General features: G+C 71.1%; 25 protein-coding genes and 1 tRNA gene. 21 read left to right on the plus strand and 5 right to left on the minus strand.

The window, feature by feature from the left end:
* The first annotated feature begins 3 nt into the window (after window positions 1-3).
* From ACFYZZ_RS21920 to ACFYZZ_RS22005, 18 genes are all read left to right on the plus strand, one after another.
* On the plus strand, window positions 4-357 hold the full coding sequence (locus ACFYZZ_RS21920; protein WP_389178425.1) for a hypothetical protein: 354 nt from the start codon (window positions 4-6) through the stop codon (window positions 355-357).
* Complete coding sequence (locus tag ACFYZZ_RS21925) at window positions 344-889, plus strand: mobile element protein (protein ID WP_389178428.1); 546 nt, start codon at window positions 344-346, stop codon at window positions 887-889. Before ACFYZZ_RS21920 ends, ACFYZZ_RS21925 begins: the two co-directional genes overlap by 14 nt.
* Window positions 886-1224 carry a hypothetical protein gene (locus ACFYZZ_RS21930; RefSeq protein WP_389178431.1) on the plus strand — a complete coding sequence of 113 codons (339 nt, stop codon included), beginning with the start codon at window positions 886-888 and terminating at the stop codon, window positions 1222-1224. Before ACFYZZ_RS21925 ends, ACFYZZ_RS21930 begins: the two co-directional genes overlap by 4 nt.
* On the plus strand, window positions 1224-1529 hold the full coding sequence (locus ACFYZZ_RS21935) for a hypothetical protein (protein ID WP_389178433.1): 306 nt from the start codon (window positions 1224-1226) through the stop codon (window positions 1527-1529). The genes ACFYZZ_RS21930 and ACFYZZ_RS21935 overlap by 1 nt, the downstream gene beginning before the upstream one ends.
* The gene (locus ACFYZZ_RS21940) at window positions 1529-1912 is read left to right on the plus strand and encodes a hypothetical protein (protein WP_389178434.1); all 384 of its coding nucleotides are present in this window, start codon (window positions 1529-1531) and stop codon (window positions 1910-1912) included. Before ACFYZZ_RS21935 ends, ACFYZZ_RS21940 begins: the two co-directional genes overlap by 1 nt.
* Before the next feature lie 60 nt (window positions 1913-1972).
* Window positions 1973-2629 carry a phage tail protein gene (locus tag ACFYZZ_RS21945; RefSeq protein ID WP_389178436.1) on the plus strand — a complete coding sequence of 219 codons (657 nt, stop codon included), beginning with the start codon at window positions 1973-1975 and terminating at the stop codon, window positions 2627-2629.
* Between the two features lie 107 nt (window positions 2630-2736).
* On the plus strand, window positions 2737-3060 hold the full coding sequence (locus ACFYZZ_RS21950; RefSeq protein WP_389178438.1) for a hypothetical protein: 324 nt from the start codon (window positions 2737-2739) through the stop codon (window positions 3058-3060).
* Window positions 3061-3176: 116 nt separating this feature from the next.
* A complete protein-coding gene (locus ACFYZZ_RS21955; RefSeq protein WP_389178440.1) occupies window positions 3177-3479 on the plus strand; it encodes a hypothetical protein in 303 nt (100 codons plus the stop codon).
* Window positions 3480-3483: 4 nt separating this feature from the next.
* Window positions 3484-7845, plus strand: coding sequence for a phage tail tape measure protein (locus ACFYZZ_RS21960; protein WP_389178441.1), 4362 nt, complete (start codon window positions 3484-3486; stop codon window positions 7843-7845).
* Window positions 7846-7857: 12 nt separating this feature from the next.
* Window positions 7858-8751: a hypothetical protein gene (locus ACFYZZ_RS21965; RefSeq protein WP_389178443.1), complete on the plus strand. Its 894-nt coding sequence runs from the start codon at window positions 7858-7860 to the stop codon at window positions 8749-8751.
* The gene (locus tag ACFYZZ_RS21970) at window positions 8751-9896 is read left to right on the plus strand and encodes a phage tail protein (RefSeq protein WP_389178446.1); all 1146 of its coding nucleotides are present in this window, start codon (window positions 8751-8753) and stop codon (window positions 9894-9896) included. Before ACFYZZ_RS21965 ends, ACFYZZ_RS21970 begins: the two co-directional genes overlap by 1 nt.
* Window positions 9897-10823, plus strand: coding sequence for a hypothetical protein (locus ACFYZZ_RS21975; protein ID WP_389178449.1), 927 nt, complete (start codon window positions 9897-9899; stop codon window positions 10821-10823). It abuts the gene before it with no gap.
* 9 nt (window positions 10824-10832) lie between these two features.
* The gene (locus ACFYZZ_RS21980) at window positions 10833-11465 is read left to right on the plus strand and encodes a hypothetical protein (protein ID WP_389178451.1); all 633 of its coding nucleotides are present in this window, start codon (window positions 10833-10835) and stop codon (window positions 11463-11465) included.
* Window positions 11466-11474: 9 nt separating this feature from the next.
* Window positions 11475-14006 (plus strand): right-handed parallel beta-helix repeat-containing protein, encoded by a 2532-nt coding sequence (locus ACFYZZ_RS21985; protein ID WP_389178454.1) that lies wholly within the window; start codon window positions 11475-11477, stop codon window positions 14004-14006.
* Window positions 14007-14068: 62 nt separating this feature from the next.
* Window positions 14069-14863: an N-acetylmuramoyl-L-alanine amidase gene (locus ACFYZZ_RS21990; protein ID WP_389178457.1), complete on the plus strand. Its 795-nt coding sequence runs from the start codon at window positions 14069-14071 to the stop codon at window positions 14861-14863.
* Between the two features lie 8 nt (window positions 14864-14871).
* Window positions 14872-15057, plus strand: a complete 186-nt coding sequence (locus tag ACFYZZ_RS21995; protein ID WP_389178460.1) for a hypothetical protein — start codon at window positions 14872-14874, stop codon at window positions 15055-15057.
* Between the two features lie 71 nt (window positions 15058-15128).
* Entirely contained in the window at window positions 15129-15482 is a 354-nt protein-coding gene (locus tag ACFYZZ_RS22000) for a hypothetical protein (protein WP_389178463.1), read from the plus strand.
* Window positions 15472-15849 (plus strand): hypothetical protein, encoded by a 378-nt coding sequence (locus ACFYZZ_RS22005; protein WP_389178465.1) that lies wholly within the window; start codon window positions 15472-15474, stop codon window positions 15847-15849. The genes ACFYZZ_RS22000 and ACFYZZ_RS22005 overlap by 11 nt, the downstream gene beginning before the upstream one ends.
* 52 nt (window positions 15850-15901) lie before the next feature.
* On the opposite strand, the gene ACFYZZ_RS22010 is transcribed toward ACFYZZ_RS22005, so the two are convergent.
* On the minus strand, window positions 15902-16468 hold the full coding sequence (locus tag ACFYZZ_RS22010; protein ID WP_389179734.1) for an HD family hydrolase: 567 nt from the start codon (window positions 16466-16468) through the stop codon (window positions 15902-15904).
* A 27-nt stretch (window positions 16469-16495) separates the two neighbouring features.
* Complete coding sequence (locus ACFYZZ_RS22015; protein ID WP_389178468.1) at window positions 16496-17611, minus strand: helix-turn-helix domain-containing protein; 1116 nt, start codon at window positions 17609-17611, stop codon at window positions 16496-16498.
* A 125-nt stretch (window positions 17612-17736) separates the two neighbouring features.
* Between ACFYZZ_RS22015 and ACFYZZ_RS22020 the strand changes: the two genes are divergently transcribed.
* Window positions 17737-18390, plus strand: a complete 654-nt coding sequence (locus ACFYZZ_RS22020; RefSeq protein WP_389178471.1) for a hypothetical protein — start codon at window positions 17737-17739, stop codon at window positions 18388-18390.
* A gap of 287 nt (window positions 18391-18677) precedes the next feature.
* Here ACFYZZ_RS22020 and ACFYZZ_RS22025 read toward each other — a convergent pair.
* Window positions 18678-18750, minus strand: a tRNA-Lys gene (locus ACFYZZ_RS22025).
* Window positions 18751-19025: 275 nt separating this feature from the next.
* Between ACFYZZ_RS22025 and ACFYZZ_RS22030 the strand changes: the two genes are divergently transcribed.
* Window positions 19026-20747: a hypothetical protein gene (locus ACFYZZ_RS22030; RefSeq protein ID WP_389178473.1), complete on the plus strand. Its 1722-nt coding sequence runs from the start codon at window positions 19026-19028 to the stop codon at window positions 20745-20747.
* A 3-nt stretch (window positions 20748-20750) separates the two neighbouring features.
* Here ACFYZZ_RS22030 and ACFYZZ_RS22035 read toward each other — a convergent pair whose 3' ends face one another.
* Entirely contained in the window at window positions 20751-22277 is a 1527-nt protein-coding gene (locus tag ACFYZZ_RS22035; RefSeq protein ID WP_389178476.1) for an amino acid permease, read from the minus strand.
* 58 nt (window positions 22278-22335) lie between these two features.
* Here ACFYZZ_RS22035 and ACFYZZ_RS22040 point away from each other — a divergent pair, with 58 nt between their 5' ends.
* Complete coding sequence (locus tag ACFYZZ_RS22040) at window positions 22336-22722, plus strand: glycosyltransferase (protein ID WP_389178479.1); 387 nt, start codon at window positions 22336-22338, stop codon at window positions 22720-22722.
* Between the two features lie 242 nt (window positions 22723-22964).
* Here the strand turns inward: ACFYZZ_RS22040 and ACFYZZ_RS22045 are convergent, their stop codons facing one another.
* A complete protein-coding gene (locus ACFYZZ_RS22045) occupies window positions 22965-25151 on the minus strand; it encodes a DEAD/DEAH box helicase (protein ID WP_389178482.1) in 2187 nt (728 codons plus the stop codon).
* Between the last annotated feature and the right edge of the window lie 15 nt (window positions 25152-25166).

Consider the following 25166-nt stretch of genomic DNA (forward strand, 5'->3'; position numbering starts at 1 on the left):
AGCATGCCCGAGCACAAGATGGTCACCATCGGCGGCATCCGCGTGCGCCTGGAGGACGAGGCCCGATACCGCGCGCGCACGGGCCCGGGCGCGGACGCGCCCGCGGCCCCGCTCACGCGCGCGCAGGCACACCTGCCCGGGGACAAGCAGGGCGCCGCGGACGGCCCGTTCGACCCCAGCGCGCACGACCTGCCGGCCGTGAACGCCTACCTGGCCGAGGCGGACGAGGCCGAGACGGCGCGCGTCCTCGATGCCGAGGCGGCCGGCAAGGGTCGCAAGACCCTGGTGGACCGGCGTGAGGAGTACCTGGAAGAGGCCCGGCAGCGGGCGGCAGGCGGCACCGGTGGCGGGGCCTGATCCGTACCTGGCCGACCCGCAAGACCTGGCCGTCCTGCTGAAGCTGCCGGCGGACGACGTGCGGCTGCTCGCTGCCCTGCGCGCGGCCACGCGGCGCTTCCGCGGCCAGGTCCGTCACCCGGTCAGCAAGGTCACGGAGGACCAGGTGTTCCTCGACGGCACCGGCCGCCCGGTGCTGCGCCTGCCGGCGGCCCCGGTGCTCGCCGTGCACTCGGTCCTGGTCGACGGCGAGGAACTGACCGGGGTGAAGGTGCGGCGGCAGGCCGGCCTGCTGCTGCACCCGTCCGGCTGCTGGCCGGAGTGGTCCGAGGTCGCCGTGACGTACGACCACGGCAACGACCCCGTTCCCGAGGACGTCGCCGAGGTCGTGGTGGACCAGGCCCGCACGATCTACCGCACGGACCCCGCCATCCAGCAGGTGACCACCGGCACCGAGTCCGTGTCGTTCGCGGCCACGGCCGCGGTCGGCATCACCGAGCAGTGGCGAGCGGCCGTCGAGGCGCACCGCCTGAATCGGGGGGACGACGCGTGACGTTCGCCAACCCGCTGCGGCGGCACACCGTGACCGTCATCGACCGGGTCAAGACCGGCGAGGACGACCGCGGGCACGACGTCTACGAGGACGTCGAGCGGGAGGTGTCGGACTGCAACATGCAGCCCGTCAGCTCGGCCGAGCAGAACGACGGCCGTACGCAGGTCGTCACCCGCTACCGGCTGGCCGGACCTCCCGACCTCGGCCTGACCGCACTGTCCCGCGTCCGCTGGCGCGGCGTGCTGTACGAGGTCGACGGCGACCCGGGCGAGCACGAGTCGTTCGCCGGCCTGCTCGACCACACCGAGGCGTTCCTGAAGGTGGTGAGCGGCTGATGTCCGGCATCCGTTTCGAGTTCGACCCGACCTGTCTCCCCGAGGTCATGCGCTCCGAGCAGGTGCGCGGCGCCCTGCGCACGACCGCCGAGGAGATCGTGCCCCGGGCCAAGGCCATGGCGCGCGCGGAGGTCAGCGAGGAGTTCGCCGCCTCCATCACCGTGTCCGAGGAGACCCGGCCCCGCGGCCGCCCCACGGCAAAGGTGATCGCAGACCGCGAGGACGCCTCCGATCACGAGTACGGCACGACCAGCACCGAGCGGCGGCGGCTGCTCGGCCGTGCGGCCCGCACCAGGGAGAGCTGATGTGGCCCGACATGGAGCTGGCCGTCATGAAGGGGATACGCCCGCAGCTGGAGGGCGTCCGGGTCACGGACGAGGTCCCGGCCAAGGTCGAGGGCCTGGTGCCGGTCGTCGTGGTGCGCATCGCGGGCGGCGCGGACGACCGCATCTCAGACACCGTCACCGTCGACACTGAGTCGTTCGGCGCCGACCGGGCCGCCATGTGGCAGCTGGCCGAGCGGACCCGGGCCGCCGTGCACGCGCTGGCGGCCACCATGGCCGGCGGCGTCGTCATCGACACGGTCGACACCGAGCAGCGGCCAGTCGAGGTCCCGTACGGCAACCCTGCGGTCCGTCGTGCGGTCGCCACATACCGGCTCACCACCCGCGCCCGGGCCGACGCCTGACGCGCAGCAACCATCCCAGCCCCCGCCCGCGCGGGGGCATCGTCATGGAAGGGGGCCGCGATGCCGGCCGCTGACTTCACCACCATCGCGGAACTGCGCCAGTCGCTGATCCGCAAGGCCCTGCGCTACGCCATCTTCGCGGCCGACACGACCGTGGCCGCGGTGACCGCACCGTTCGACACCGCAGGGCTGCTCCAGACCCTGCCGGCCGGCTACCTGCCGGTGGGCTTCACCACGACCGACGGCGTGACGTTCTCCGGCGACCTGTCCAACTCGGACGTCGAGTCGGGGCAGTCGGCCAGCCCGACCCGCTCGGACGTCGAGACGGACACGGCGACCGCGCAGTGGGTGCCGCAGGAGACGAACGCGGCCGCCGTCGCGCTGTACGAGAACCTGCCGCTGTCCGGCACGGGCGCCCTGCCGGACCTCGGCACGGCGACCTGGACCTGGTCGAGGCCGAAGACCCCGCCGACCCGCTACCGGCGCCTGGTCTTCATCGCCGAGGACCTCAACAAGGAGACCGGGAACGCGCTCTACATCGTCCGGCACTTCCCCAGCGCGCTGCGCTCGGGCCGTGAAGACGAGCAGTGGACGCGTACCGCGGAGATCAGCCGCGGCGTGACGTACCAGGCCTACCTGGACGACGAGGCCGGCACGGACTCCATCACGTGGATTGACGGCCCGGGCTGGCGCGACTTCGCGCCGGAGACTCCGTGACGTCGTCCCCCCGCAAGCCGGCGCAGCGGCGGCGGACTGGGGTGAGCCGCGCCGCCGCTGCGCCTTCCACGGTTCACCCCGAGGCCCCCCAGGAACGAGAGCAGACCATGAGCAAGCCCAACCGGAAGCGCTACAAGCTGACCGAGGTGAAGCAGCAGTTCACCGAGGCCGTCGGCGGCGAGGACGTCGAGTTCGAACTGGCCAACGGGGAGGTCCTCACCTTCCCGCACCCGCTGTTCGCCCCGGACGAGTGGTCGACCGCGGTCGATGAGGCGGAGACCAACCGGGACAAGGCGCACGCCATCCTCGGTTCCGAGCAGTACGACAAGTTCGTTGCCGCCGGCCACCAGGACGCCGACATTGCGCTGCTGTTCCTGGCCGTCCAGCAGGACATGCAGGGGCAGGTCAAGCGCCGCCCTACTCGGTCCTAGACGTCCTCGGGCACCACCCCGAGGCCGTCGAGGCCGACCTGCTGCACCACTACAGCCCGCGTGACCCCATCGCTGAGTTCTGGCGGGGGGAGATCAGCCTGCGGAAGCTGCGCGTCATGGTCGAGGGCCTGCCGCCCAACGGGGCCGTGGCCCGGGCCGCAGCAGGTCACCACTGGCAGCACCTGGAGTTCATGACGGCCGACCTGGTCGACCTCATGGCCCGGATGCTGACCGACTTCCGCAACGCCAACCGCGCGGAGAAGGCGCCCATGGCGCCGTACCCGGACCCGGTCTGGCGCCCGGGCCAGCCCAGCAAGAAGCAGCGGAAGAAGAAGGCCCGCAGGGAGGCCGCCGAGGCACGCGCAGGCTACATGCGCATCGTCGCCCAGGTGACCCCCGAGCACGCAGAACGGGGGTGATCCCATGCCCCGCGCTGGTGCTGTGTGGGTCGACGTCCTGCCGAACATGTCCGGCTTCGGCCGCTCCCTCAGCCAGCAGATCGGCGAGCCTGTAGCCCAGGCGTCCCGGTCTGCTGGCGAGGCCGGCGGCGAGGGCCTCATGCAGGGCATGGCAGGGAAGATGAAGGCGGGCGCCCTCGCCGCGGGCGTCGCCGCGGGCGCCCTGGTCGCCAAGGGCGTACAGCTGTCCATGGAGAAGTCGGCGGCCGCGGGCAAGGTCCAGGCCTCGCTGGGCATCTCCGACAAGGCCGCGGCCAAGGCCGGAGCAGCTGCTGGGCGCCTGTACGCCAACGGCGTCACGGAGTCCATCGAAGAGGGCGCCGACTCGGTCAAGGCCATCATGTCCGCCGGCCTGGCGCCGACCGGGGCGACGACCAAGCAGCTGGCCACCATCGCCACCAAGACCCAGGACCTGGCGTCGCTGTTCGAGGTCGACCTGGGGCAGGCCGCCAACGCGGCAGGCCAGGCCGTGAAGACCGGCCTGGCGAAGAACGCCGACGAGGCCCTGGACACGATGTTCCGAGGCTTCCAGGTGATGGGCCCGAGGGCCGACGACCTGGCCGACACGCTCAACGAATACAGCACCATCTTCCGGTCGCTGAACCTGCCCATCAAGACAGCCACCGGGCTGTTCGCCCAGGGGATGAAGGCGGGCGCGCGCGACACGGACGTGGTCGCCGACGCGCTCAAAGAGTTCCAGATCAGGGCCACGGACGGCAGCACGACGTCCGCGGCCGGCTTCAAGGCCCTCGGCCTCAACGCCAAGGCCACGACCGCGCAGATTGCCGCTGGCGGTAAGGGGGCCTCCGACGGCCTCCAGACCGTCCTCGACCGTCTGCGCGACATGAAAGACCCGGTCAAGCGCAACGCGGCGGCCGTCGCGCTGTTCGGGACCAAGGCCGAGGACCTCGGGAAGGCCTTGTTCGCCCTCGACCCGGAGACGGCGGCCGCCGGACTGGGCAAGGTCGGCGGCGCGGCGAAGAAGGCTGGGGACGACCTGCGCAAGAACGCGGGCGCCCAGTTCGAGACGTTCAAGCGCAAGGCCCTCATGGCCATCGGCGACGCCGCCGGGAAGTACGCGATTCCGGCCCTGCTCGGTTTCGCGCACTTCCTCAACAGCGACGTCCTGCCCCCCGTGCGCACGACCGCGTCGTGGCTCGGCGAGCACCTCGCCCCCGTCATCAAGGGCACCGGCACGGCCATCAGCGGCACCGTGCGCTGGTTCAAGGAATGGGGCATCTGGCTGTCCCCGCTGGCCGTCCTCATCGGCGGCGTGACGCTCGCCCTGTCCGCGCAGGCCATCACTACCGGCATCGTCACGGCCGTGTTCTCGGTCTACCGGGCGGCCATCCTGATCGGCACGGCTGTCACGTCCGGATTCACTGCTGCGCAGGCCGCCCTCAACGCTGTGATGGCCCTCAACCCGTTCGTTCTGGTGGCCATCGCCCTGGTCGCGCTCGGCGTCGCCCTGGTCGTCGCCTGGAAGAAGTCCCAGACCTTCCGCGACATCGTCCTGGGCGCCTGGTCGGCCATCCAGACCGGCGCTATGTGGCTGTGGACCAACGGCATCAAGCCCATGGTCGACGGTTTCATGACCGGGCTGAAGTGGGTGGGCACCGCGGCGTCGTGGCTGTGGTCCAACGTGCTCAGCCCCACGTTCTCCGCCATCTCCACTGGCGCCCGCATCCTGGCCACGATCCTGACCATCGTGGTCTTCGGGCCGATCTACCTGGCCGTGAAGGTGCTGGGCGCCGTCTTCGGATGGCTCTGGTCCCACGCCATCCAGCCCGTGTTCGGATGGATCGCTGCCGGGGCAGTGCTGCTCTGGTCCGGCGTGACGCTGGTCTTCGGCTACTTCATGGCCGGCCTGCGCACGGTCGGCGGCTGGTTCAAATGGCTGTGGACGAACGCGGCCAAGCCAGCGCTGGGGTGGATCGTCGGCGGCGCGAAACTGGCCTGGGCCGGCGCCTCGCTGATCTTCGGCTACTTCATGACCGGGCTGAAGACCGTGGGCGGCTGGTTCTCGTGGCTCTGGCGCAAGGCCGTCTCCCCTGCCCTGTCCGGCATCAAGTCGACCCTGTCCACGGTCTACAACGGCGGCATCAAACCCGTGTTCGATGCCCTGCGCGGCGCCGTCGGGCGCGTCGGCGACGCGTTCGAGGCTGGGCAGAAAGCCATCGGTAAGGCCTGGTCCAAGGTCGAGGGCATCGCCAAGGCGCCCATCAAGTTCGTGATCGATACCGTCTACAACGGCGGCATCGTCAAGGTGTGGAACAAGGTCGCCAAGGTCTTCGGCGCACCGACCCTCTCGGAGTTCCACCCCAAGGGCTTTGCCCGCGGCGGCCTGCTGCCCGGGCAGTCGTCCTACAAGCAGGGCGACGACCAGCTGGTGCCGATGCGGCGCGGCGAGGGCGTCGCCGTGTCCGAGGCGATGCGCGACCCGTACGAGCGCGCCCGTCTGCTCGCCGTGAACAAGGCCGCCATGCAAGGCCGTTCCCTGCGCCCGTTCCAGGGCGAGGGGTTCGCCAAGGGCGGCATCTTCGGATGGATCGGTTCGGCGGCGTCCAAGACCGTCGACCTGGCCAAGGCCGGTGTCGACTGGCTGAAGGACGGCATCAAGGCCTCGGCCGAGGCCGGACTGAACAAGGTGGTCCAGCCGCTCATCAACAAGATCGCTGGTTCCGCCTCGATCTACCGGGACATGATCAGCGGCATTCCCAGCCGCATGATCAAGGACATCCTTGGGTTCTCCAGCAAGGCCGACGGGAAGCTGGAGGCCGCTGGCATCGGCGGCAAGGGCTACAAGGCCGCCCTGTCGTGGGCGCGCACCCAGAACGGGAAGCCGTACCAGTGGGGCGGCAACGGGGACCCGAGCTGGGACTGTTCCGGCTTCATGAGCGCCATTGAGTCGGTTATCCGCGGCGAGAAGGCACACCGCCGTTGGGCCACCGGGTCGTTCTCCGGCGCCACGGCTCCGGGCGGCTGGACGCTCAACGCCAACAGCCCGTTCCGCATCGGCATCACGAACGCTGGTGTGGGTCACACCGCGGGCACCATCAACGGCGTCAACGTCGAGTCCCGGGGCGGCGACGGCGTGATTGTCGGCGGACGCGCCCGCAGCTGGAAGGACTCGCTGTTCACCCATCACTACGGCTTCACGGCCAAGGGCTACGCCGACGGCGGTAAGCCCAAGGCCGGCGAGGTCGCGTGGGTGGGCGAGCAGGGGCCCGAGCTGGTGAAGTTCGGCAGCGGCGGCGCCGAGGTCTACAACAACCGCGACTCCATGCGGATGTGGGAGGGCATCGGCGCCCGGGGGTTCGCCAAGGGCACGGCCGCGGCCAAGGCCCGGAAGGACATCCCGGGCGACCTGACCAACTTCACCAAGTCGCTGACCGGGTCGGCCTCGGACATCTCCAAGGCTGCCAAGGAACTGGTCGCCGACCTCAAGGCGGCCGGCGTCGGCGGCAAGTCTCTGACGGCCTCCGTCACCGCGGCCTCGGCCAAGCTCCAGGCGATGGCCAAGCAGCGCGACGCGCTGGCCGACACCATCGCCGCGGCGAAGACGGCGGCCGCCGACCAGAAGAAGACGGCCGCGGACTACCTGGGTCTGTCCAACCTGTCCGGGGCCACCAGCATCAGCGACGTCCTGGGCGGCATGGCCGAGCGGCAGGCCACCGTGTCCGGCTTCCAGTCGTCCATCGCTGCCCTGTCTAAGAAGGGGCTGTCCCAGGACCTGATCAGCCAGCTGGTCGCCATGGGTCCCGACAGCGACCTGGCGGGCGTCCTCTCCGGCGCCAACTCCGGGCAGATCAAGCAGCTGAACGCCATGGCGAAGAACGGCGCCAAGCTGTCGACCAGCTACGGCCGGACGATGGCGGACGCCATGTACGACGCCGGGAAGTCGGCGTCCCAGGGCTTCCTGACCGGCCTGCTGGCGGACGAGAAGTCGATTCAAAAGGCCATGGCGAAGATCGGCGCGGACGCCGTCAAAGCCATCCGCTCCAAGAAGGGAATCGACGCCCACAGTCCCTCGCGCAAGGGCGCCGAGGCGGGCGCCGACCTCGGGGCCGGACTGGTCGCCGGCATGGCGGCCGCGGGGCCGGCCGTCGAGTCCGCGGCCGAGCGCATGGGCGCGGCCGCGGTACCCGCGGGCGTCGTCCCCGTCACCTCCGGCGCCTCGTCCGAGGCCTCGTCCAGCGGCCTCGACGGACGCCCGCTGTACCTGGTGGTCGAGGACGGCACCACGCTGCGCGTGTGGGTGTCCGACCGCGTCGATGAGGGCCTGGAAGACGTACGCCGCGCCAAGCGGTCCGGCAAGAAGAAGTAGGGAGGCACCCGCATGCCGATGATCGTTGACCCGTCGGCGCCGCAGATCACCCCGCCCACGACCATCACCAGTCCCGACGGCTGGCTGACGGCCGTCATTGATGAGCAGTGGGCGGGCGTCTACCTGGCCGTCGACTACCTCGGCGGCGCCTCGCCGCTGCCCGGCGCCGGCCAGGTCATGAAGGTCCGCATCACTCGGCAGGACCCCGGCGCGGCCGCGCCCGTCGGGGTCCGCTCGGGGGACCTGGCCTGGGCCGTGGAAGGCGTCGGCCAGGCCTACGACCATGAGATGCCGCTGGGGGTGGCCGTGGCCTACCTCGCCCGCCCGCAGTACGCGGACGGCAGCTGGGGCCCGGAGTCTGCGCTGGGCCTGGTCGTACCCGCGCCCGCGCCCGCAGAGTCCCGGGACCTGTGGCTGAAGTCCGTGGAGACACCAGGGCTGTCGATGCGCGTCATGCTGATGCTGGCGCAGGGCACCACCAGCTCGGCGCGGCAGGACACGGCCGCCCGCACCGGCACGCCCTATACCGCGGTCGCCTACGACACGGCGGCCGCGCCGGCGGAGACAGTCTCGGTCGACGTGCTCGCCGAGGACATCGAGCGCTTCCGCCTGCTGGTCCGGTCCGGGGTCCTGCTCGCCCAGGTCCGGCCCGGCTACCGCATCCCGGACCGGTTCTTCGTTCCGGGCGACGTCAGCGAGAAGCCCACCGGCAAGCTGGGCAGCACCGGGGGCTACACCGTCACGTTCGACATCGTCCCCATCGAGCGGCCCGCGGCGTCCGGCCAGCCGATGCGGGCGCCCGCCTGGTCCTACGACGCCGTGGCCGCCTCGTTCTCGTCCTACGACGCCGTGGCCGCCTCGTACGGCAGCTACGCCGCCCTGGCCACGAACGGCGCGGTGACCTGATGCTGCCCATCTCCGCGGCCGCGCTGGCCGCCCTCGGGCAGGCCACGGCCCGCCCGGTGCGGGCCGAGTGGTCCAACGACGGCGGCCAGACCTGGACGCCCGTGCAGTTCGGCTCCGGCAACGTCACGCCGGACCGTACGGCCGAGGTCCGGTACGCCGCGGCCGTTGAGCTGCTGGACGCGCCGCGGGGACGCTCGGGCATCAACTCGGTCAGCACGGAGGTCCGGCTGTTCCAGGGCATCGGCGTGCCTCGCCTGGCCGTCGAGTGGATTCCCGCCGGCCGGTACGCCATCGACCGACTACGCCGTACCCGCCTCGGCGTCAGCCTCGACCTGCTCGGCCGCGAGGACGTCGTGCGCGGTGCCTCGTTCCCGACCGCCCGGACCATCGGCCCGGACACGGCCAAGGCCTGCGCCGAGCAGCTGCTGGGCGAGGCCCTTCCCGGCTCACCGGTCGCCTGGCGCGGCGGCGTGAAGGTGGGAACGCAGATGCCTGCGTTCGTGGTGGACGAGGACCGGTGGGCCGCCCTGTCCGGCGGCACCGACGCGTCCGGCACGGCTACCGGCATAGCGGCCTCGCTGGGCGCCGAGGTCTACGCCGACGCCCGCGGCATCCCCACGTTCGCCCCGGTGCCCACCCTTGAGGACCCGGTGGTGTGGGAGATCCCGCGGAACCTGGTCACCGCCGAACCCTCGGACGAGGAGACCAGCGAGGACCTGAAAAACCTCTGGGCCGTCACCGGCGACTCGGGGTCCGGCGGGGCCGTCATCGGCCCGGTGTTCCGGTGGGACGACAACCCCGACTCCCTGACCTACGCCGGCCCCGACCCCGTCAACGACCCGCTGGCGCCAGCGCGGCTGGGCCTCCCCCAGGTGCGCGTGCGCACGGGCCGCTACAGCTCGGCCCTGATCACCAGCCTGGACCAGGCGAACGACGTAGCGGCCGCGCAGCTGGCCGACTCCCTCGGCGTCCAGGCCTCGCTGTCCTTCACCTCGGTCTGCAACCCCGCGCTGGAGCCTGGCGACGTCGTCCTGGTCGAGGTCGCCGAGGGCGTATGGGAGCGCCACCTGATCGATTCCAACCCCTACACCCTGGGCGGCGTGTCGATGGCCTGCCAGACCCGGACCAGCACAAGGAGGCTGTAGGTGGGCATCCGCGAGCAGCTGGGCAAGGACCTCGACTCGCTGGAGGCCGAGGCCGGCGGACTCCAGACCGTCAGCGCCGAGGTCATCGACGTCACCGAGGCCGGCACCGTGAACATCCACATGATGGGCGCGGACATCTACGGCGTCGCCTGCACGGACGCCTACCGCAACCGGCAGGCCGGCGACACCGTAGCCGTACGCCGCGGCGCCGTCCCGGTCGTCCTGTGGCGCCTCGGCGACGACCCGGCGGACACGGAGCAGGCGAACATCGAGCAGACCGCCCAGGCGGCCGCCGAGGACGCCCAGGTTGTCCGCGCGGCCACGTACGGCACCGCCGCCCCCGCGGGCACCGGCTGGCAGGCCGCCAGCGCCGTCTTCATGCGCAAGGTCGACGGCCGCCTGGAACTGTACTTCCAGGTGGGCGACGCCTCCGACCCGTCCCCCGGGACCCCGTCCGTGCCCTCCCCCAAACCGGCCACGGTCAGCCCCACGGACAGCGGCACCTGGCGCAGCGGGCGCCCGGACGAGTACGCCAGCAGCCCGACACAGGGCGACTGGACCGGCAGGGGCAACCGGAGAGGCGCCTGGTTCTACGGCAGCCGGATCAGCGACGCGTGCGCTGGCAAGACCGTGGCGTCCATGAAGGTGGCGTTCGCCAGGAAGACAGGGTCCGGCGTCAATGCCAAGAGGCCGATGCACCTGTACCTGCACGCCCACGCCTCGGCCCCTTCCGGCCAGCTGAACCTCGGCGACGGCCCCGAGGAACTGCTGCGGCTGTCCGTCGGCGCCAAGGGCACCGCGACGCTGCCCAAGTCCTGGTGCACCGCCCTGGCGTCCGGGGCGGCCAAGGGCCTGGCCATCTACGCGTCAGGCAGCACCGACTACATGTCCGTGACCGGCGGCAAGATCACCATTTCGTTCTCGTAGGAGACCCCCTTGGCGACCATCGGATACGCCGCCCTGCCCATTCCGGGCGGCGGCGACAGCCCCACCACGCCCGCACACCTCGCCGAGCTGGCCGAGGCCATCGACCCCCACCTGTGGCAGCACGTCACGAACCTGGCCGACCGCGACGCCCGCCTGTCCGACGCCCCGGCGCAGACCGTCGCCGTGGGCCCGGACGGCACGACCTGGGTGAAGGTCAGCGGCACGACGAACACCTGGGCCACCATCTGGGAACCGTTCGAGGACTGGCAGCCGCTCACGCTGGCCTCCGGTTTCGAGGCTGGGCAGACGCTGCCGGAGTGCCGCATAGACCGCGGCAAGGCCCACCTGCGCGGCCGCATCCAGCGCACCGACGGCCAACTGATCTCCGCCAACGGCGTGAAGCTGGGCAGCGTCCCCACGGACTTCATCCCCCAGCAGATCAGCAGCTTTACCGGCGGGGCCTCCCTCACCGGCGACGCGATGACCGGCGTCTGCCGCATCGAGGTGTTCAGCCCCGACCAGGACGCCAACAGCCTCGGCGGCCGCGGCTCCATCATCGTCTACTCGCAGGACGGCATGCAGGACAGCGGCACGGCCGGCCTGATGTGGGTGGACATCTCCGGCTACTACTGGCTCGACTGAGAGGACGTCATGCCCCAGTACACCTACGGCGGTACGCCGTCCGACGTCCTGACCGACGAGCAGGGCAACGTCATCCCCGACTACCCGGTGCTGGTGAAGGCCGCCGGAACTGGCGCCACCGTCACCGCCCTGTTCGAGGCGGACGGCACCACCCCGATAGCCCAGCTGCGCTCCAACGCGGTCGACTCGCCCGCGCCCGGCGCCATCCGCACCTTCAAGGCCGCGGACGTCTCCGAGATCGAATACGAGTACCTCGACGCCGCAGGGCAGCCGCTGCGCTGGTACCAGGCAGGCAGGGAAGTTGCCTCCGGTGCGCGCGACACCGCCCAGCAGGCCCTCGACGCCGTGGGCACCAAGCTGGACACGGAGACCGAGGACCCGCAGACCGTCAGCGGTCCGGTCAACTTCACCTCCCCCATCAGCGCGCCCAACCTCGGCGACCAGTCCGCGGCCCGCTGGTTCGTCGTCACCGGCGCCACCGGCAACGGGGTGGCCGACGACCGCGCGGCACTCCAGGCCCAGCTGGATGCGGCCCGGGACGCCGGCGGCGGCATCGTCTTCATCCCGCCCGGGCGCACCTACGGCGTGAGCACGTTCCTGGTGGTCTACGACCGCACGACGATCTGGGCCTACGGCGCCACCCTCAAGGCCATTGGCAACTCGGGCCTGTTGAGGAACTTCACCGGTTCGGAGACCTTCACCGGCTACACCGGGCACTCCAACATCCAGGTCCTCGGCGGCACCTGGGACGGCAACGCGAACAGCGGAGTCAGCGGCACCGTGACCGCCGAAACGGACATCGTCAACTTCGTGCACTGCAAGAACATCACGGTCAAGGACGCCACGTTCCTGGACTGCTCGACCGCGCACGCCCTGGAGTTCAACTCGACCGACGGCGGCCGCGCGGTGAACTGCCGCTTCCTGGGCTTCAAGGACAACAGCAGCGGCGGCACCCGCGGATTCTCGGAGGCCGTCCAGGTCGACATGGCCAAGTCGGGGTCCTCGTCCATCGGCGCGTTCGACAACACCCCGGCGCGCAACATCCGCGTGCAGGGCTGCTACTTCGGCCCCTCGGACCGGCTGGGCCCGTACGGCCGCGCCGTCGGCTCGCACACGCTGGCCGCGGGCGTGACCTACGACAACATCCAGGTCCTCGACTGCCGCATTGACGGCACCCTGCAAGAGGGCATCCAGGCCTACGGCTGGAAGCGGGCCGTCATCTCCCGCAACGTCATCACGGGCACCGGCCTGTCGGGGGTCCTGGCCACCCTGACCGACCCGGCCACGACCTCGGTAGCACCGGCCGGCCTCGACGTCTCGGACAACATCATCGACGGAAGCGGCGGCGACTCGGCCGTGCGCGTGCTCGGGTACGCCGCCTACAAGTACCCGGGCGTGTCCATCACGGACAACGTGATCCGCAGCATCACCGGCAACGCCGTCCAGGTCGAGCAGTGCACCGGCGCCAAGGTCAGCGGGAACCAGGTCGACACCACGTCCTCGACCGGCCTGTACTCCAACTACAGCGACGGCACCGTGTTCATCGGCAACGTGGTCAAGAACGCGGCGTCCAACGGCATCAACTGCACAGGGTCCGCAAGCCCGGTCGTGGCTGGGAACATCGTGGACACCACCGGCAGCAACTTCGGCCTGTACTTCGGGCAGGGCGCCGACGGGACGACGAACACGACGGACGCCACCGTGACCGGCAACAAGGTCCGCAAGGCGGCCAGCGCCGGCATCCGCCTGTCGACCGGCGCCAGCGGCTGCCTGGTGGCCAACAACCAGGTCCGGAAGGACGGCGGCGCCACCACCGGCGGCATCAGCATGGCGGCCTCGGCCACCGGCGCCGTACTGCTCGACAACGACCTGTCCGGCAACGGCTGGAACGCCGCAACCGCGCTGTCCGTCTCGACGGCCGCGCCGACCACCGGGCCCGGCGGCATGACGGCGCTTCCCGGCTCGAACCTGGTCGACGGCGACCTGACGCCCGTGCCCGCCCTGGAGGCGGCCATGAGCCCCGCGGGCCGCTACGAGACCACCAGCAGGTTGCGCTGCGGCACCGCGTCCACCCCGGTCAGCGGCGCCCTGTACCTGGTCCCGATCTGGCTGCCCAAGGGCCTGGTCGTCTCCAACATCACGTTCGTCTCGGGCGGCACCGCGGGCGCATCGCTGACGAACCAGTGGTTCACGCTGCACAACAGCTCACGCGTCGCCGTGGCGCGCACGGCGGACGCGACGACCGCGGCCTGGGCGGCGAACAGCGCCAAGACGCTGGCCATCGCCCAGACCACCGCGGGCACGGCGACCTCGTACACCACGACGTACAGCGGCCTCTACTACCTGGGCGTCATGGTCGCCGCCACGACCGTGCCCAACCTGGTCGGCGAGGGGTCCATGCCGGCCGCCGTCGCCAACGCGTCACCCGGTTTCGGGCCGACGAACAGCAGCCAGACCACGCCGCCCACGGTCACCAGCGGGGCCTTCACGGCCGCCGCATTCTCCGGCGCCGGTATCTGCGCCTACGGCTACGTCGCCTGACGTCAGCTCACCCCACGCCCCGAGTCGATGACCGGGGCCTTTCTCATGTCTGGAGACCCTGCATGGCTACTCCCCTGTCCGCGGCCACCTTCCTGGCCAAGCTGCGCGCCGAGGGCGTGAGAGTCCAGGAACACGACGGCTGGCGCACGCACAACCGGGAAGGACACGGCGCCTGGGGCCCAGTGCACGGCGTGATGGTCCACCACACCGTCACCAAGGGCACGGCCAACACCGTGTCCATCTGCACCAAGGGCTACGAGGCCCTGCCCGGCCCGCTCTGCCACGGCGTCATCGCCAAGGACGGCACCGTGCACCTGGTCGGCTACGGCCGCGCCAACCATGCCGGCCTCGGCGACGACGACGTGCTGCGCGCCGTCATCGCCGAGAAACCGCTGCCCGCGGTGAACGAGGCGAACACCGACGGAAACAGCAGGTTCTACGGGTTCGAGTGCGAGAACCTCGGCGACGGCGCCGACCCGTGGCCGGCCGTCCAGGTCGAGGCCGTCGTGCGCGTCTCCGCGGCCCTGCTCCGCGCGCACGGCTGGAACGAGGACGGCGAGGGCGCCATATCCGTCATCGGACACAAGGAGTGGCAGCCGGGAAAGGTCGACCCGCGCGGCCCCGGCATCACCATGCCGGACGTCCGCAAGCGCGTGGCCGAGCGGCTGAAGCACTCCGCCAGCTGGTCGCCCGGCGGCACCAGCACCTACACCGTCGCCAAGGGGGACACCCTCTGGTCCATCGCGGCCAGCAAGCTCGGCGACGGCAACCGCTGGAAGGAAATCGCCCAGCTCAACAGCCTCAAGGACGCCGACGCGATCACGCCCGGCCAGAAGCTGACCCTGCCGAAGAAGTGAGGACCCCCATGAGATTCTCCAGCATCGCCAAGTCCATCGTCTCCGGCGTCGCCGCGGGCGCCACGGCAGCCGTGACCGCCGTGCAGGACGGCGTCGTGACCACCGGCGAGGGCGTCACCATCGTCCTGGCCATCCTCGGCGCCTGGGGCATCACGTACGCCGTGCCCAACAAGCAGCCGGCGACGGAGGCCTGATGCGCCCGGCGGCCCAGCGGCTAACCCGACGTCTGGGCCGCCGTGGGGCACTCCTGACGCTGAAGGGCGTGATGGCCACCGGCTACGGTTCGGGGCAGGTGTTCCAGCCGACCGGCGACCGGCAGGGCCTGACGCTGCTGCTGAAGCTGCGGCCGCTCGAATTCTGGGGCTGGGCCTGGGTCACCGCGGGCACCCTCGCCCTCGTCTGCGCCTGGCTGCCACCCCGCCGGGACTGGCCCGGCTTCCTCGCCGTCTGGCTCATCGCCACCCCGTGGGCCATGGCGTACTTCCTGTCCTGGTGGCCCCTGGGCGAGTCGCCCCGTGGCTGGGTGGTCGCCATGATCTTCGGCGCATTCGGGGCCGTCTGCCTGGTGGCCATCGGCTGGGATGAGCCACCAAGAGCGGAGCTGCCGCGTGAGAACTGAGATGCTGACCGCCGTCAGCGCCCTGGCCGTCGCCCTCGTCACGGCGGCTGGCGGCGTCGTCACGACCGTCATCGGCCGCCGGCAGCCTCGGCGCCCGCGCGGCGCCGAGCGGCGCGACGACTTCACCGCCGTCACGGACAAGCTGGGCGAGCACATCGCGCGCCTGGAGCGGGAGGCCGAGCAGGACAGGGAGCAGGCCGAGGCGGACCGGCAGCGGATTACCGCGCAGGACTACGCCCTGCGGTACATCGCCGGCTGGGCGCGCTCCCTGGTCGCCTACATGCGGCAGCAGCGTCTCGAACCCCCGCCGCCGCCCCAGCCCATACCTGACGAGGTCCGCCCGTACCTTCACGACATCGGATCATGACGGCGGCCCCGTCCTCCCTCGGGAGGGCGGGGCCGCTTTCGTCGTCTCCGGATCAGCTGCGCTCGCCCATGGCCGCGCGCAGCCAGTCGAGCGGGGCCTGGGCCAGCAGCTGGTCGGCGAGCAGCTGGCCGGACTTGGTGACGATCCGGGCCCGGCTGTTGTCGACCCATCGCTGGGCCGCCTCGTACCCCTGTGCCTTGTACTCCAGGCCCTGCAACATGCACTCCAGCTTGTCCGCGTCGCGCGCGCAGATGGCCTCCGGCGTCTCTCGCGCCTCGTACTCGGCGACGACCGCACGGACCGCGGAGCGCAGGACCTCGGGCATGCCGGCTGTCTGGTCCGCCGTCACGGCCACGGGGTCGCCCGGGGCCGCGTACTTCTTCCCCAGGTGGTTCACGTCCCCCGTACGCGTCTCCTGCGAGTCGTGCCACACCGCCAGATGCGCGGCCCGCGCGGCGTCGGCGCCCTCCAGGGTGGCGATGACCGAGGCGATGACGGACGTGCGCCATGCGTGCTCGGCGACGCTTTCGGGGTCACGAACACCCGCCATCCACCAGCCCGTTCGTCGGGCCGTCTTCAGCGTGCCCGCCTCCCACAGGAAGTGGGCCACGTCCGCCATGTCCTGGTCACCCACTGGTGTCCCCTTTCACGCCTCGGCGAGGCGGATTGCGTACTGGATGCCCTCCAGCTCCCGCCGAGCCTGCGGCGAAAGCTCGGAGTCATCCAACATCACCGGCAGGCGTTCGCGCAGGGCCCGCCCGGCAGCCGACCGTGCGCGCAGCAGGTTCGGGCGGGCCGCAAGCAGTGTCCACAGGGTGTGGACGTTGAGGTCAAAGAAGCCGTGCCGCGGCGTGAGGCCGCGGACCAGGTGGGCCATCAGCCGGTCGCCATGCCAGGGCCCGGGCGCCTCACCAATGAAGTCGTCCGACAGCTGGATGTGCGCCGACTCCCCGACCCAGTACGCCCAGTAGTTCAGGTTCGCCGCCTCGGCCCGGTCGTCGTCGCCCAGGGTGCGGCCGATGAAGTGGGCCATACGGTCCCGGTCGCCCTGGCGCGCGGCCACGGCTGCCACGGAGCGGGAGTTGAGCCACTGCGTCAGCCAGTCGTCCGGCCGCTCGGTCCGCTGCTGGTACGCCAGCCACTCGGACGTATCGGCGTCCTGGTCGAACCCAGCGAGGTAGAGGGCCTGTCGGCGCAGCAGGAAGTCCCCTCCGCCTCGGGCCTGTTCGGCCGTCTCCCGCATGCGGCTGAAGAAGCGGCGCCGGTCGACTGTGGGCAGGTCCGGCGCTGTCGGTACCGGACCGCGGCGCGGACGAGGGGGCGCCGGGAGGGAACGAACGGGGGTGGGCGGCACGCCGTTCAGCGGCCAGGTCAGGACCTCTACGAGGTCGCGCTGCATGACCCAGGCGCCGAGCGGGTTGGGGCTGGCGGGCGCCTCGTCCTCCAGCGCGCTGGCCAGCAGCATGTCGGCCTCCATCGCGCGTTCGAGGGCGGCGAGCAGGGCGGGCGCCGTGCCCATCTGCATGAGCCGATGGCGATGCACCAGCATCTGCCCCACGGGTAGGGAGGTCAGCGGCCGGCGCCCCGTTTCCCAGCCGGCGACCGTGTCCGAGGCCACCCCGAACAGCTCGGCGAGGCTGTCCTGTGTGTGGCCCAGCTGCTCGCGTATGACCCGGAAGACGTACCCCGAGATGATGCCCGCGCGCGCCCGCCCAGGCGTTCCCTGACCACTGGTCGGGGTTCCGTTCGCCTGCTGCCCCATGGCGTCCCCTTGCCCGCCCATAACGGGCCCGTACCCGTACTCACAGTCACTACAGCTGCCGCTTACAGCTACCTACCGTCATGGGTGATAGCTGGTCGACTCAGCGTAGTGGGAGTGATGCCGCCATGACCGCCCATGGCCCGAACCAAGGACAGCCCGCCCTCCGCCCGGTGCCGCTGGACACCGGCACCCTCGTCCATACGACCGCCGACCGGCGGCTGGCGACTAAGCACTGGCTGTTGTCCACCCTCCATCCGGAAGGCCGCGACCGCGCCCGCATGGAATGGCAGGAGCAGGGGGTAGCGCTGCTGCCGCTCGGCACGCTGTTCTCTGCCGTTCGGCTGCCTGGCGTCCTCGTCCAGGCCTTGGCCGCCAGCACCGACCCCGAGGACATCGACGCCTTCCTGGAGGAAGCGCTGAAGGGTGGCCCGGTCATCTGCGACCCCAGCGGCCTCCGCTACTACGCCCTCGTACCGGCCAGCGTGCCGAGGACGTACAAGGAGGCCATCGATAAGGAGTGGCGCCCCAACGACGTAGACGTGCTGGGCAGGGATTCCTACCTGGGCGTGCCTCCGGTCGACGCTGTCGAGCACCGGCCGCACACGTCCTACTGGTCCGTGCCGATGCCCTCGGCCGCCGAGCTGTGCGGAGCGCTCACCGTCGCCCGCGTGATCGCCGCGGGCGTGGGCCGCCTCGCCGAGCTGTCGCAGACCGACACTCACGCACGCCTCCAGTCAGTCACCGCCCTTTCAGCCCCCCGCCGGCGGCCGACGCACTGACGCGCCGCCGGCGGGTTGAAGCCCGCCGACGGTGGAGCAGGGGCAGGCGGTGCCCCGGAGAGGCCACCTGAAGCGGGAAGGGTGGCCGTCCCCCGTGGGGCGGCCACCCGCTCCCCTTTCCCCCGCAGGGGAGTTGAACGGCCCCCAGCTGCCGCGCCGGCCAGCTGGGGGCCGTTTCGTGTTCCAGCGAGTTTTCGGGCCAGCTACGGGCCAGCAAGCGATCATGAAGCCCGGACAAAACGGAAGGGACCCCAGCTCGGAATGTCTCTGAGCTGGGGTCCCTCTCGTGGGCCCTGTGGGACTCGAACCCACAACCAATGGATTAAAAGTCCACTGCTCTGCCAATTGAGCTAAGGGCCCAAGCGATGTTGCCTGTCCGAGCATAGCCGGACGAGGCCGTGTCGCCGATCGGGTATCGAGACGCGGCCACGTCAGGCTCTGCGGCAGGACCAGTGTGGCCACTTTTCGGCAGGTTCGGTCGGGTTGGCAGTTGCTGGCTGCATTACACGCATAATCGGCCAGCATGCCCCATACGGGTGAACGGGGGCGGTTCTCTGGATCACACGAGTCGATGGAACGCATGATCGGTGGCGGCAACTGGGTGCGTAGCGCCGAAGGGGGAGGGGGCTGAGGCGATGGCGCGCAAGCGTGCGCTGCGTGTGCTGGCCAAACCGTTCACCGTTGCCGCACCCTCCGGGGCGCGGATCCGGGACCGGCTGCGTCTGGCCCCGACCGATGAGCAGGTGCTGCGCCTGGTGGGCAAGCATCTCGGGCATCATCAGCGGGCCGACCTGGCCGAACGCGTCAGAATCGGCCAGGTCTCGGCGAAGGACACCAGGCGGGCGGCGCGGAAGAAGAAGCTCACCGCGGTGTCCTCCTCCCGCTGGGCCGGGGCGATGACGCGCGCCAGCGAGGATCAGTACCATCTGTCGATGCGCTGCCTGTACGACGAGCGCGCAAGCCTGCGCCGGGCCATCCGCACCATTGGCCGTCGCCTGGCCGCACCTTGCGGCAAGCGTTCCAAGGGCGGGGTGCGCGGCTACGCCGACCAGAACGAACGGGCTCAGAAGCAGCGCCGTATGCAGGCGCTTCAAGTCCGGCTCGTCACAGTGGAGCAGAAGATCGCCGCTGGGCGACCATCGATCACGGTCGGCGGTCGTGGCCTTGCCAGGCTGCGGCACCATCTGGACGACGCTCACCTGGCCGAGGCCGAGTGGCGTGAGCGGTGGGAGGCCGAGCGGCTGTTCCTCACCGCGGACGGCGAGTCCGGCGCCCCGCATGGCAACTACACCATCACCGTCGACCCGTCCGACGGCTCGGTGACCCTCGTCCTGCCCGAGCCGCTGCGGCACCTGGCCAACGCGCCCCGGGGCCGCTACCGGCTGGCTTGCAGCGTGGCCTTCCAACACCGGCACGGCGAGTGGCTCGACCGGGTCACTGCCCACCGGGCGGTGCGCTACGACATCGTCTGCGACCCGAGCCGCGGCCGGTGGTATCTGGACGCGTCCTGGGCGTCCGACAAGAAGGTGGTGCTCACCCCGGACGAACTCAAGGCCTCAGGCGCGCGGCTGCTCGGGGTCGACCTCAACGCCGACCACCTTGCCGCGTACGTGCTTGATCCGCACGGCAACCCGATCGGCGAACCCATCACCTGCCCGCTGGACTTGACCGGCCCGACCACCACCCGGAACGGTCGTCTGCGCGCCGCGATCAGCGACCTGATCGCCCTCGCCCACGAGCATGGCTGCGCCGGGATTGCCATCGAGAACCTGGGCTTCGCCGATTCCCGAGCCACCGGCCGGGAGACCATGGGCCGGGGCAGGCGCGGCAAGCGCTTCCGGCGCACGGTGACGGGGATCCCCACCACCCGCTTCCGTGAACGCCTGCGCGGCATGGCCTGGCACCAGAGCCTGGTGGTGGTCGCGGTCGACCCGGCCTACACCAGCCGCTGGGGCGGACAGCACTGGACCACACCCCTCGAGCAGCAGGCGAAGAAGACCACAGTCACCCGGCACCACGGTGCCTCGGTGGCCATCGGCAGGCGCGCCCTCGGCCATGGGATTCGGCGTCGGCCAGGTGTGACCCCCGCTCACCAGAGGATGAGCGCGGGGAGAGCTACCGGCCAGGCCATATCCCTGCCGAGGGTGTGCGGGACCGCGGACCCACCCAGGACAGCGGGCACGCCCACCCAGGGCGGCAAGACCCGACCGTGCCGAAGTGACCAGCTCGCGCTGTTCCCTGACCCTCAAGACCGCTCGGAGGGTCACCGGACTGCCTGTCCGGACCAGGGCGGTTGGCCAGCACTGGCCAACCGCACCAGGAGCGGTATCGGGGACGCGGCCGCGTCAGGAGCGTGAAAGTTACTTTTCGACCAGTTCGGGGGACCGGGTGCGGGCCGGATCGAGGAACCAGTGGCGGGCCGAGGCCAGCCACCACGCGGCGGCGAAGCCCAGGACGACCAGGACGGCGACCGGGGCGTAGTTGAAGGTCTTCCAGGTGACCGGGGAGACCTGGGGGAGCATGAAGAGGATCGTGATCACGGCGACCCAGGCGACGGACACGATGCCGATCGGGACCGACCAGCGGCCCAGGTGCCAGGGGCCGCGTTCGAAGGCTTCGCCCTTGCGAACCCGGAGGAGGGTCGGGACGACGTAGGCGATGTACAGGCCGATCACCGCGATCGACGTCACCGCCGCGTAGGCCGTGGAGTTGATGAGGTACGGAAGGCCGAGGGCCAGGGCGCCGAGGGCGGCCAGCCAGACCGCGGCCACGGGGGTGCGGGTGCGGGGACTGACCGTGTGCCAGATGCGCGAGAAGGGCAGCGCGCCGTCGCGGGAGAAGGCGTAGATCATGCGGCTGTTGGCGGTGACCGAGGCCATGCCGCAGAAGAGCTGGGCGCCGATCACGACCAGGAGCAGGAGTTTGCCCGTTGTCGCGCCCAGGGCGTCCAGGAGGATCTGGGCGGGGGGTGCGCCGGTCGGGGACGCCAGCTCCTTGTCGTAGGACTGGATGGCGAAGGTGAAGCCGAGCAGGAGGACGAAGCCGGCTATCCAGGAGGTCCAGATCGAGCGGACGATGCCCTTCGGGCCCGCCGTGGACGCGTCGTGGGTCTCCTCCGTCATGTGGGCGGAGGCGTCGTAGCCCGTGAAGGTGTACTGGGCCATGAGGAGGCCCAGCAGGACAACGTAGAGGCCGCTGCCCCAGCCCGTCCCGTTGACGAACTTCGTGAAGACGAAGGATGCCGACTGGTGGTGGTCGGGGACGAGGGCGAGGGCGCCGACGATCAGCGCGACGCCCAGGACGTGCCACCACACGCTCACGCTGTTCAGGAACGCGACGATGCGGACGCCGAAGGTGTTCAGCAGGCCGTGGAGGAGGAGGATCGCGGCGAAGAGGAGCACCGTGCGGCCGGGGGTCACCTTGAAGTCGAACTGGAGGTTCAGGTAGGCGCCGAGGAAGGACGCCGCGCCGAAGTCGATGCCCGCCGTCACCGCCACCTGGCCCAGCACGTTGAACCAGCCGGTGAACCACGCCCAGGCCGCCGCCGAGCGCGGGGGCGCGAGGCGGTGGGCCCAGAAGTACAGGCCCGCCGATGTCGGGTAGGCGGAGCAGATCTCGGCCATCGAGAGGCCCACGAACAGGGTCATCAGGCCTACCGCCACCCAGCCCCAGGTGATGACGGCAGGGCCGCCGGTGACCATGCCGAAGAGGTAGAGGGTCAGGCAGCCGGAGAGGACCGAGATGATCGTGAAGGACACGGCGTAGTTCGAGAACGCCGACATGCGGCGGGCGAGGACCTGGGTGTAACCGAGTTGGGCCAGCCGTTCCTCGTCCGACAGCCCGGCCGCGGCCGGGTCGGCACTGCTCGCTCTTGCTTCATCTGTCATGTCCCCAGCGATTCCCTCCCAGGCGGCGTGACATGCGTCACAGGAGCCTCGCTCCAGCGTGAATTCCGGATCCGTGGCCGCGGCGTTCCACCCCCGTCGTCGCGCGGCCACGGATTCCCAGGTCACACCGGGCACGGACATGCCGCTCCGCGCCACCGAGCTGTCCCGGCAGCTGCGCACCCTGGTCGACCTGCGGGTGCGATGTTTCGGTGAACCCCGCCCCGATCCCGGGGTGTTCGCGTACCGGGAACCGCCGCTGGCGGACGGCGCGAACGCGGCGCTGCGCACCCTCGCCGCGAACGTCGAGATGAGCGCCGCGTGCGAGGGCGCGGACCTGGTGCACAGCCACACCTGGTACGCGAACGCCGCCGGGCAGCTGGCCCGCACCGTGTACGGCGTCCCGCACGTGGTGACCACGCACAGCCTCGAACCCCTGCGGCCGTAGAAGGAGGAGCAGCTGGGCGGCGGCTACCGGCTGCCCCAACTGCTGCGGGCCGCCTTCGAGATGGATCCGGCGGCCCAGCTGGTGCTGTGCTGGGCCGCCGGACACACCCGAGATCGCGGCGGAGACGGCCGGCATGCTGGACGCCGGCTCGCTGCAACGGCTGCGGGCCCCGGATGATCCGGGGCCCGCAGCCGTTTCGTCTGTTCGTTCACCGGCCGGAGGGCCGGTCACTTCTCGCTCTGTCAGCCGTTGCGCTTCCAGCGCGGCTTGTCGTCGCGGCGGCCGAAGGAGCCGGTGCCGCTGCCGCGGTGGTCGTCACGACGGCCGTAGGGACGGTCGTGACCGGCGGAGCGGAAGCCGGGGCGGTCGTCACGACGCTCACGGTTGAACGGACGGTCGCTGCCCCGGTGGCCGGCACCGCGCTCGTCCCGGCGGAAGCCACCACGGTCGTCGCGGCGCTCGAAGGAGCGGCCACCGCGGTCACGGTCGAAGGGACGACGCTCGTCGCGGCGCTCGAAGGAACGCCCACCACGGTCACCGCGCTCGTCACGGCGCTCGAAGCCACGGCCGCCGCGGTCACCCCGGTCGTCGCGGCGCTCGAAGCCACGCTCACGGTCCCGGTCGAAGGGACGACGCTCGTCGCGGCGCTCGAAGGAACGCCCACCACGGTCACCCCGGTCGTCACGGCGCTCGAAGCCGCGCTCACCACGGTCCCGGTCACGGTCGAAGGGACGACGCTCGTCACGGTCACGGCGGAAGCCACCGCGGTCACCACGGTCCTCACGGCGCTCGAAGCCACGCTCGCCCCGCTCACCGCGCTCACCGCGCTCACCGCGGTCACGGTCGAAGGAACGCCGCTCCCGGCGCTCGTACGGCGCCGAAGCCGCCGGACGCTCCTCGCGCTCGGTCTCGCGCTGCGCCGGCTCCTGGACCGCGGCCGCCTCGACCACGGCCTCCGCCGCGGCCGCCTGGGCCTCGGCCACCGCGGTCTCCGGGTCCTCGCCACGCTCGCGGGCGACCCGGACGACCAGCCGGTCGGCCTCCTCGCGCAGCTCGGTGGCGCGGCGCTGGGCACGCTCCAGCTGCTTGGTGAGGTGGGCGACCTCGCGCTCGGCCTGCTGGGCGGCGTTGCCCGCGGACTCGGCCTGGACCTCGGTCATGGAGCGGGCGCCGGTGATCTCGGCGACCTCCGGGTCGAAGGCGCCGGCGCCCTGGATGATGTGGCGCGCGGCGTCGACGCCGGCGTCCTCCATCAGGCGGAAGATCTGGCGGCGCTGGTGCGGCAGGGACAGCGAGACGACCGTGCCCGTACGACCGGCGCGCGCGGTGCGGCCGGCGCGGTGCAGGTAGTCCTTGTGGTCGCCGGCCGGGTCCACGTTCAGGACCAGGTCGATGCCGTCGACGTGGATGCCGCGCGCGGCGACGTCGGTCGCGACGAGCACGTTGACGTAGCCGTCCTTGAAGTCGGCCAGCGTCCGGGTGCGGGCGCCCTGGGTCATGCCGCCGTGCAGCGCGTCGGCCTTCGCGCCGGCCTCGCGCAGCTGCTCGGCGACACGGTCGGCGCCCAGCTGGGTGCGGACGAAGATGATCGTGCGGCCCTTGCGGGAGGCGATCGCGGCGGTGACCGGCGCCTTGTCCTTGGGCTTCACGATGAGGATGTGGTGCGACATGGTCGTCACCGCGCCCTGGGCCGCGTCCACCTCGTGGGAGACCGGGTTGTTCAGGTAGCGGTCGACGAGGGTCTGGATCTCGTTCTCCATGGTGGCGGAGAACAGCATCCGCTGGCCGCCGGCCGGGACCTGGTCGAGCAGCTCGGTGACCTCGGGCAGGAAGCCCAGGTCGGACATCTGGTCGGCCTCGTCCAGGACCGCGATCTGCACGTCCTCCAGGGAGCAGGCGCCGCGGTTGATGATGTCGCGGAGGCGGCCGGGCGTGGCGACCAGGATGTCCACGCCGCGCTCCAGCGCGTAGATCTGGTTGCCCATCGACGTACCGCCGCAGACGACCTTCATCTTCAGGCCGAGGACGTCGCCGTAGGGCTGCAGGGCGTCGGCCACCTGCATGGCCAGCTCACGGGTCGGGGTGAGGATGACGGCGCGGGGCTTGTGCTTCTGGGTGCGGCCGCCGGCCAGCGTGGCCAGGGTAGGCAGACCGAAGGAGAGGGTCTTGCCGGAGCCGGTGCGGCCACGGCCGAGGATGTCCTTGCCGGCCAGGGCGTCCGGGATGGTCGCGGCCTGGATCGGGAAGGGGGTGGTGACGCCGTTCTGCGCGAGCTTGCGCACGATGCCCTCGGGGAGGCCGAGGTCGGCAAAGGTGGTCTGGGGGGTGGTGTCAGCGGCCTCGACGGCCTCGGTGACCTCGGTCGTCACGTCCACGAGTTCGTTGTCGTTCTCGGGCATGACGATCTGATCAGTACTGGACACGGACATGCGAATGCGAAACCT

The sequence above is a fragment of the Streptomyces sp. NPDC001816 genome, assembly GCF_042892235.1.
In the GTDB taxonomy this organism is placed as follows: Bacteria; Actinomycetota; Actinomycetes; order Streptomycetales; family Streptomycetaceae; genus Streptomyces.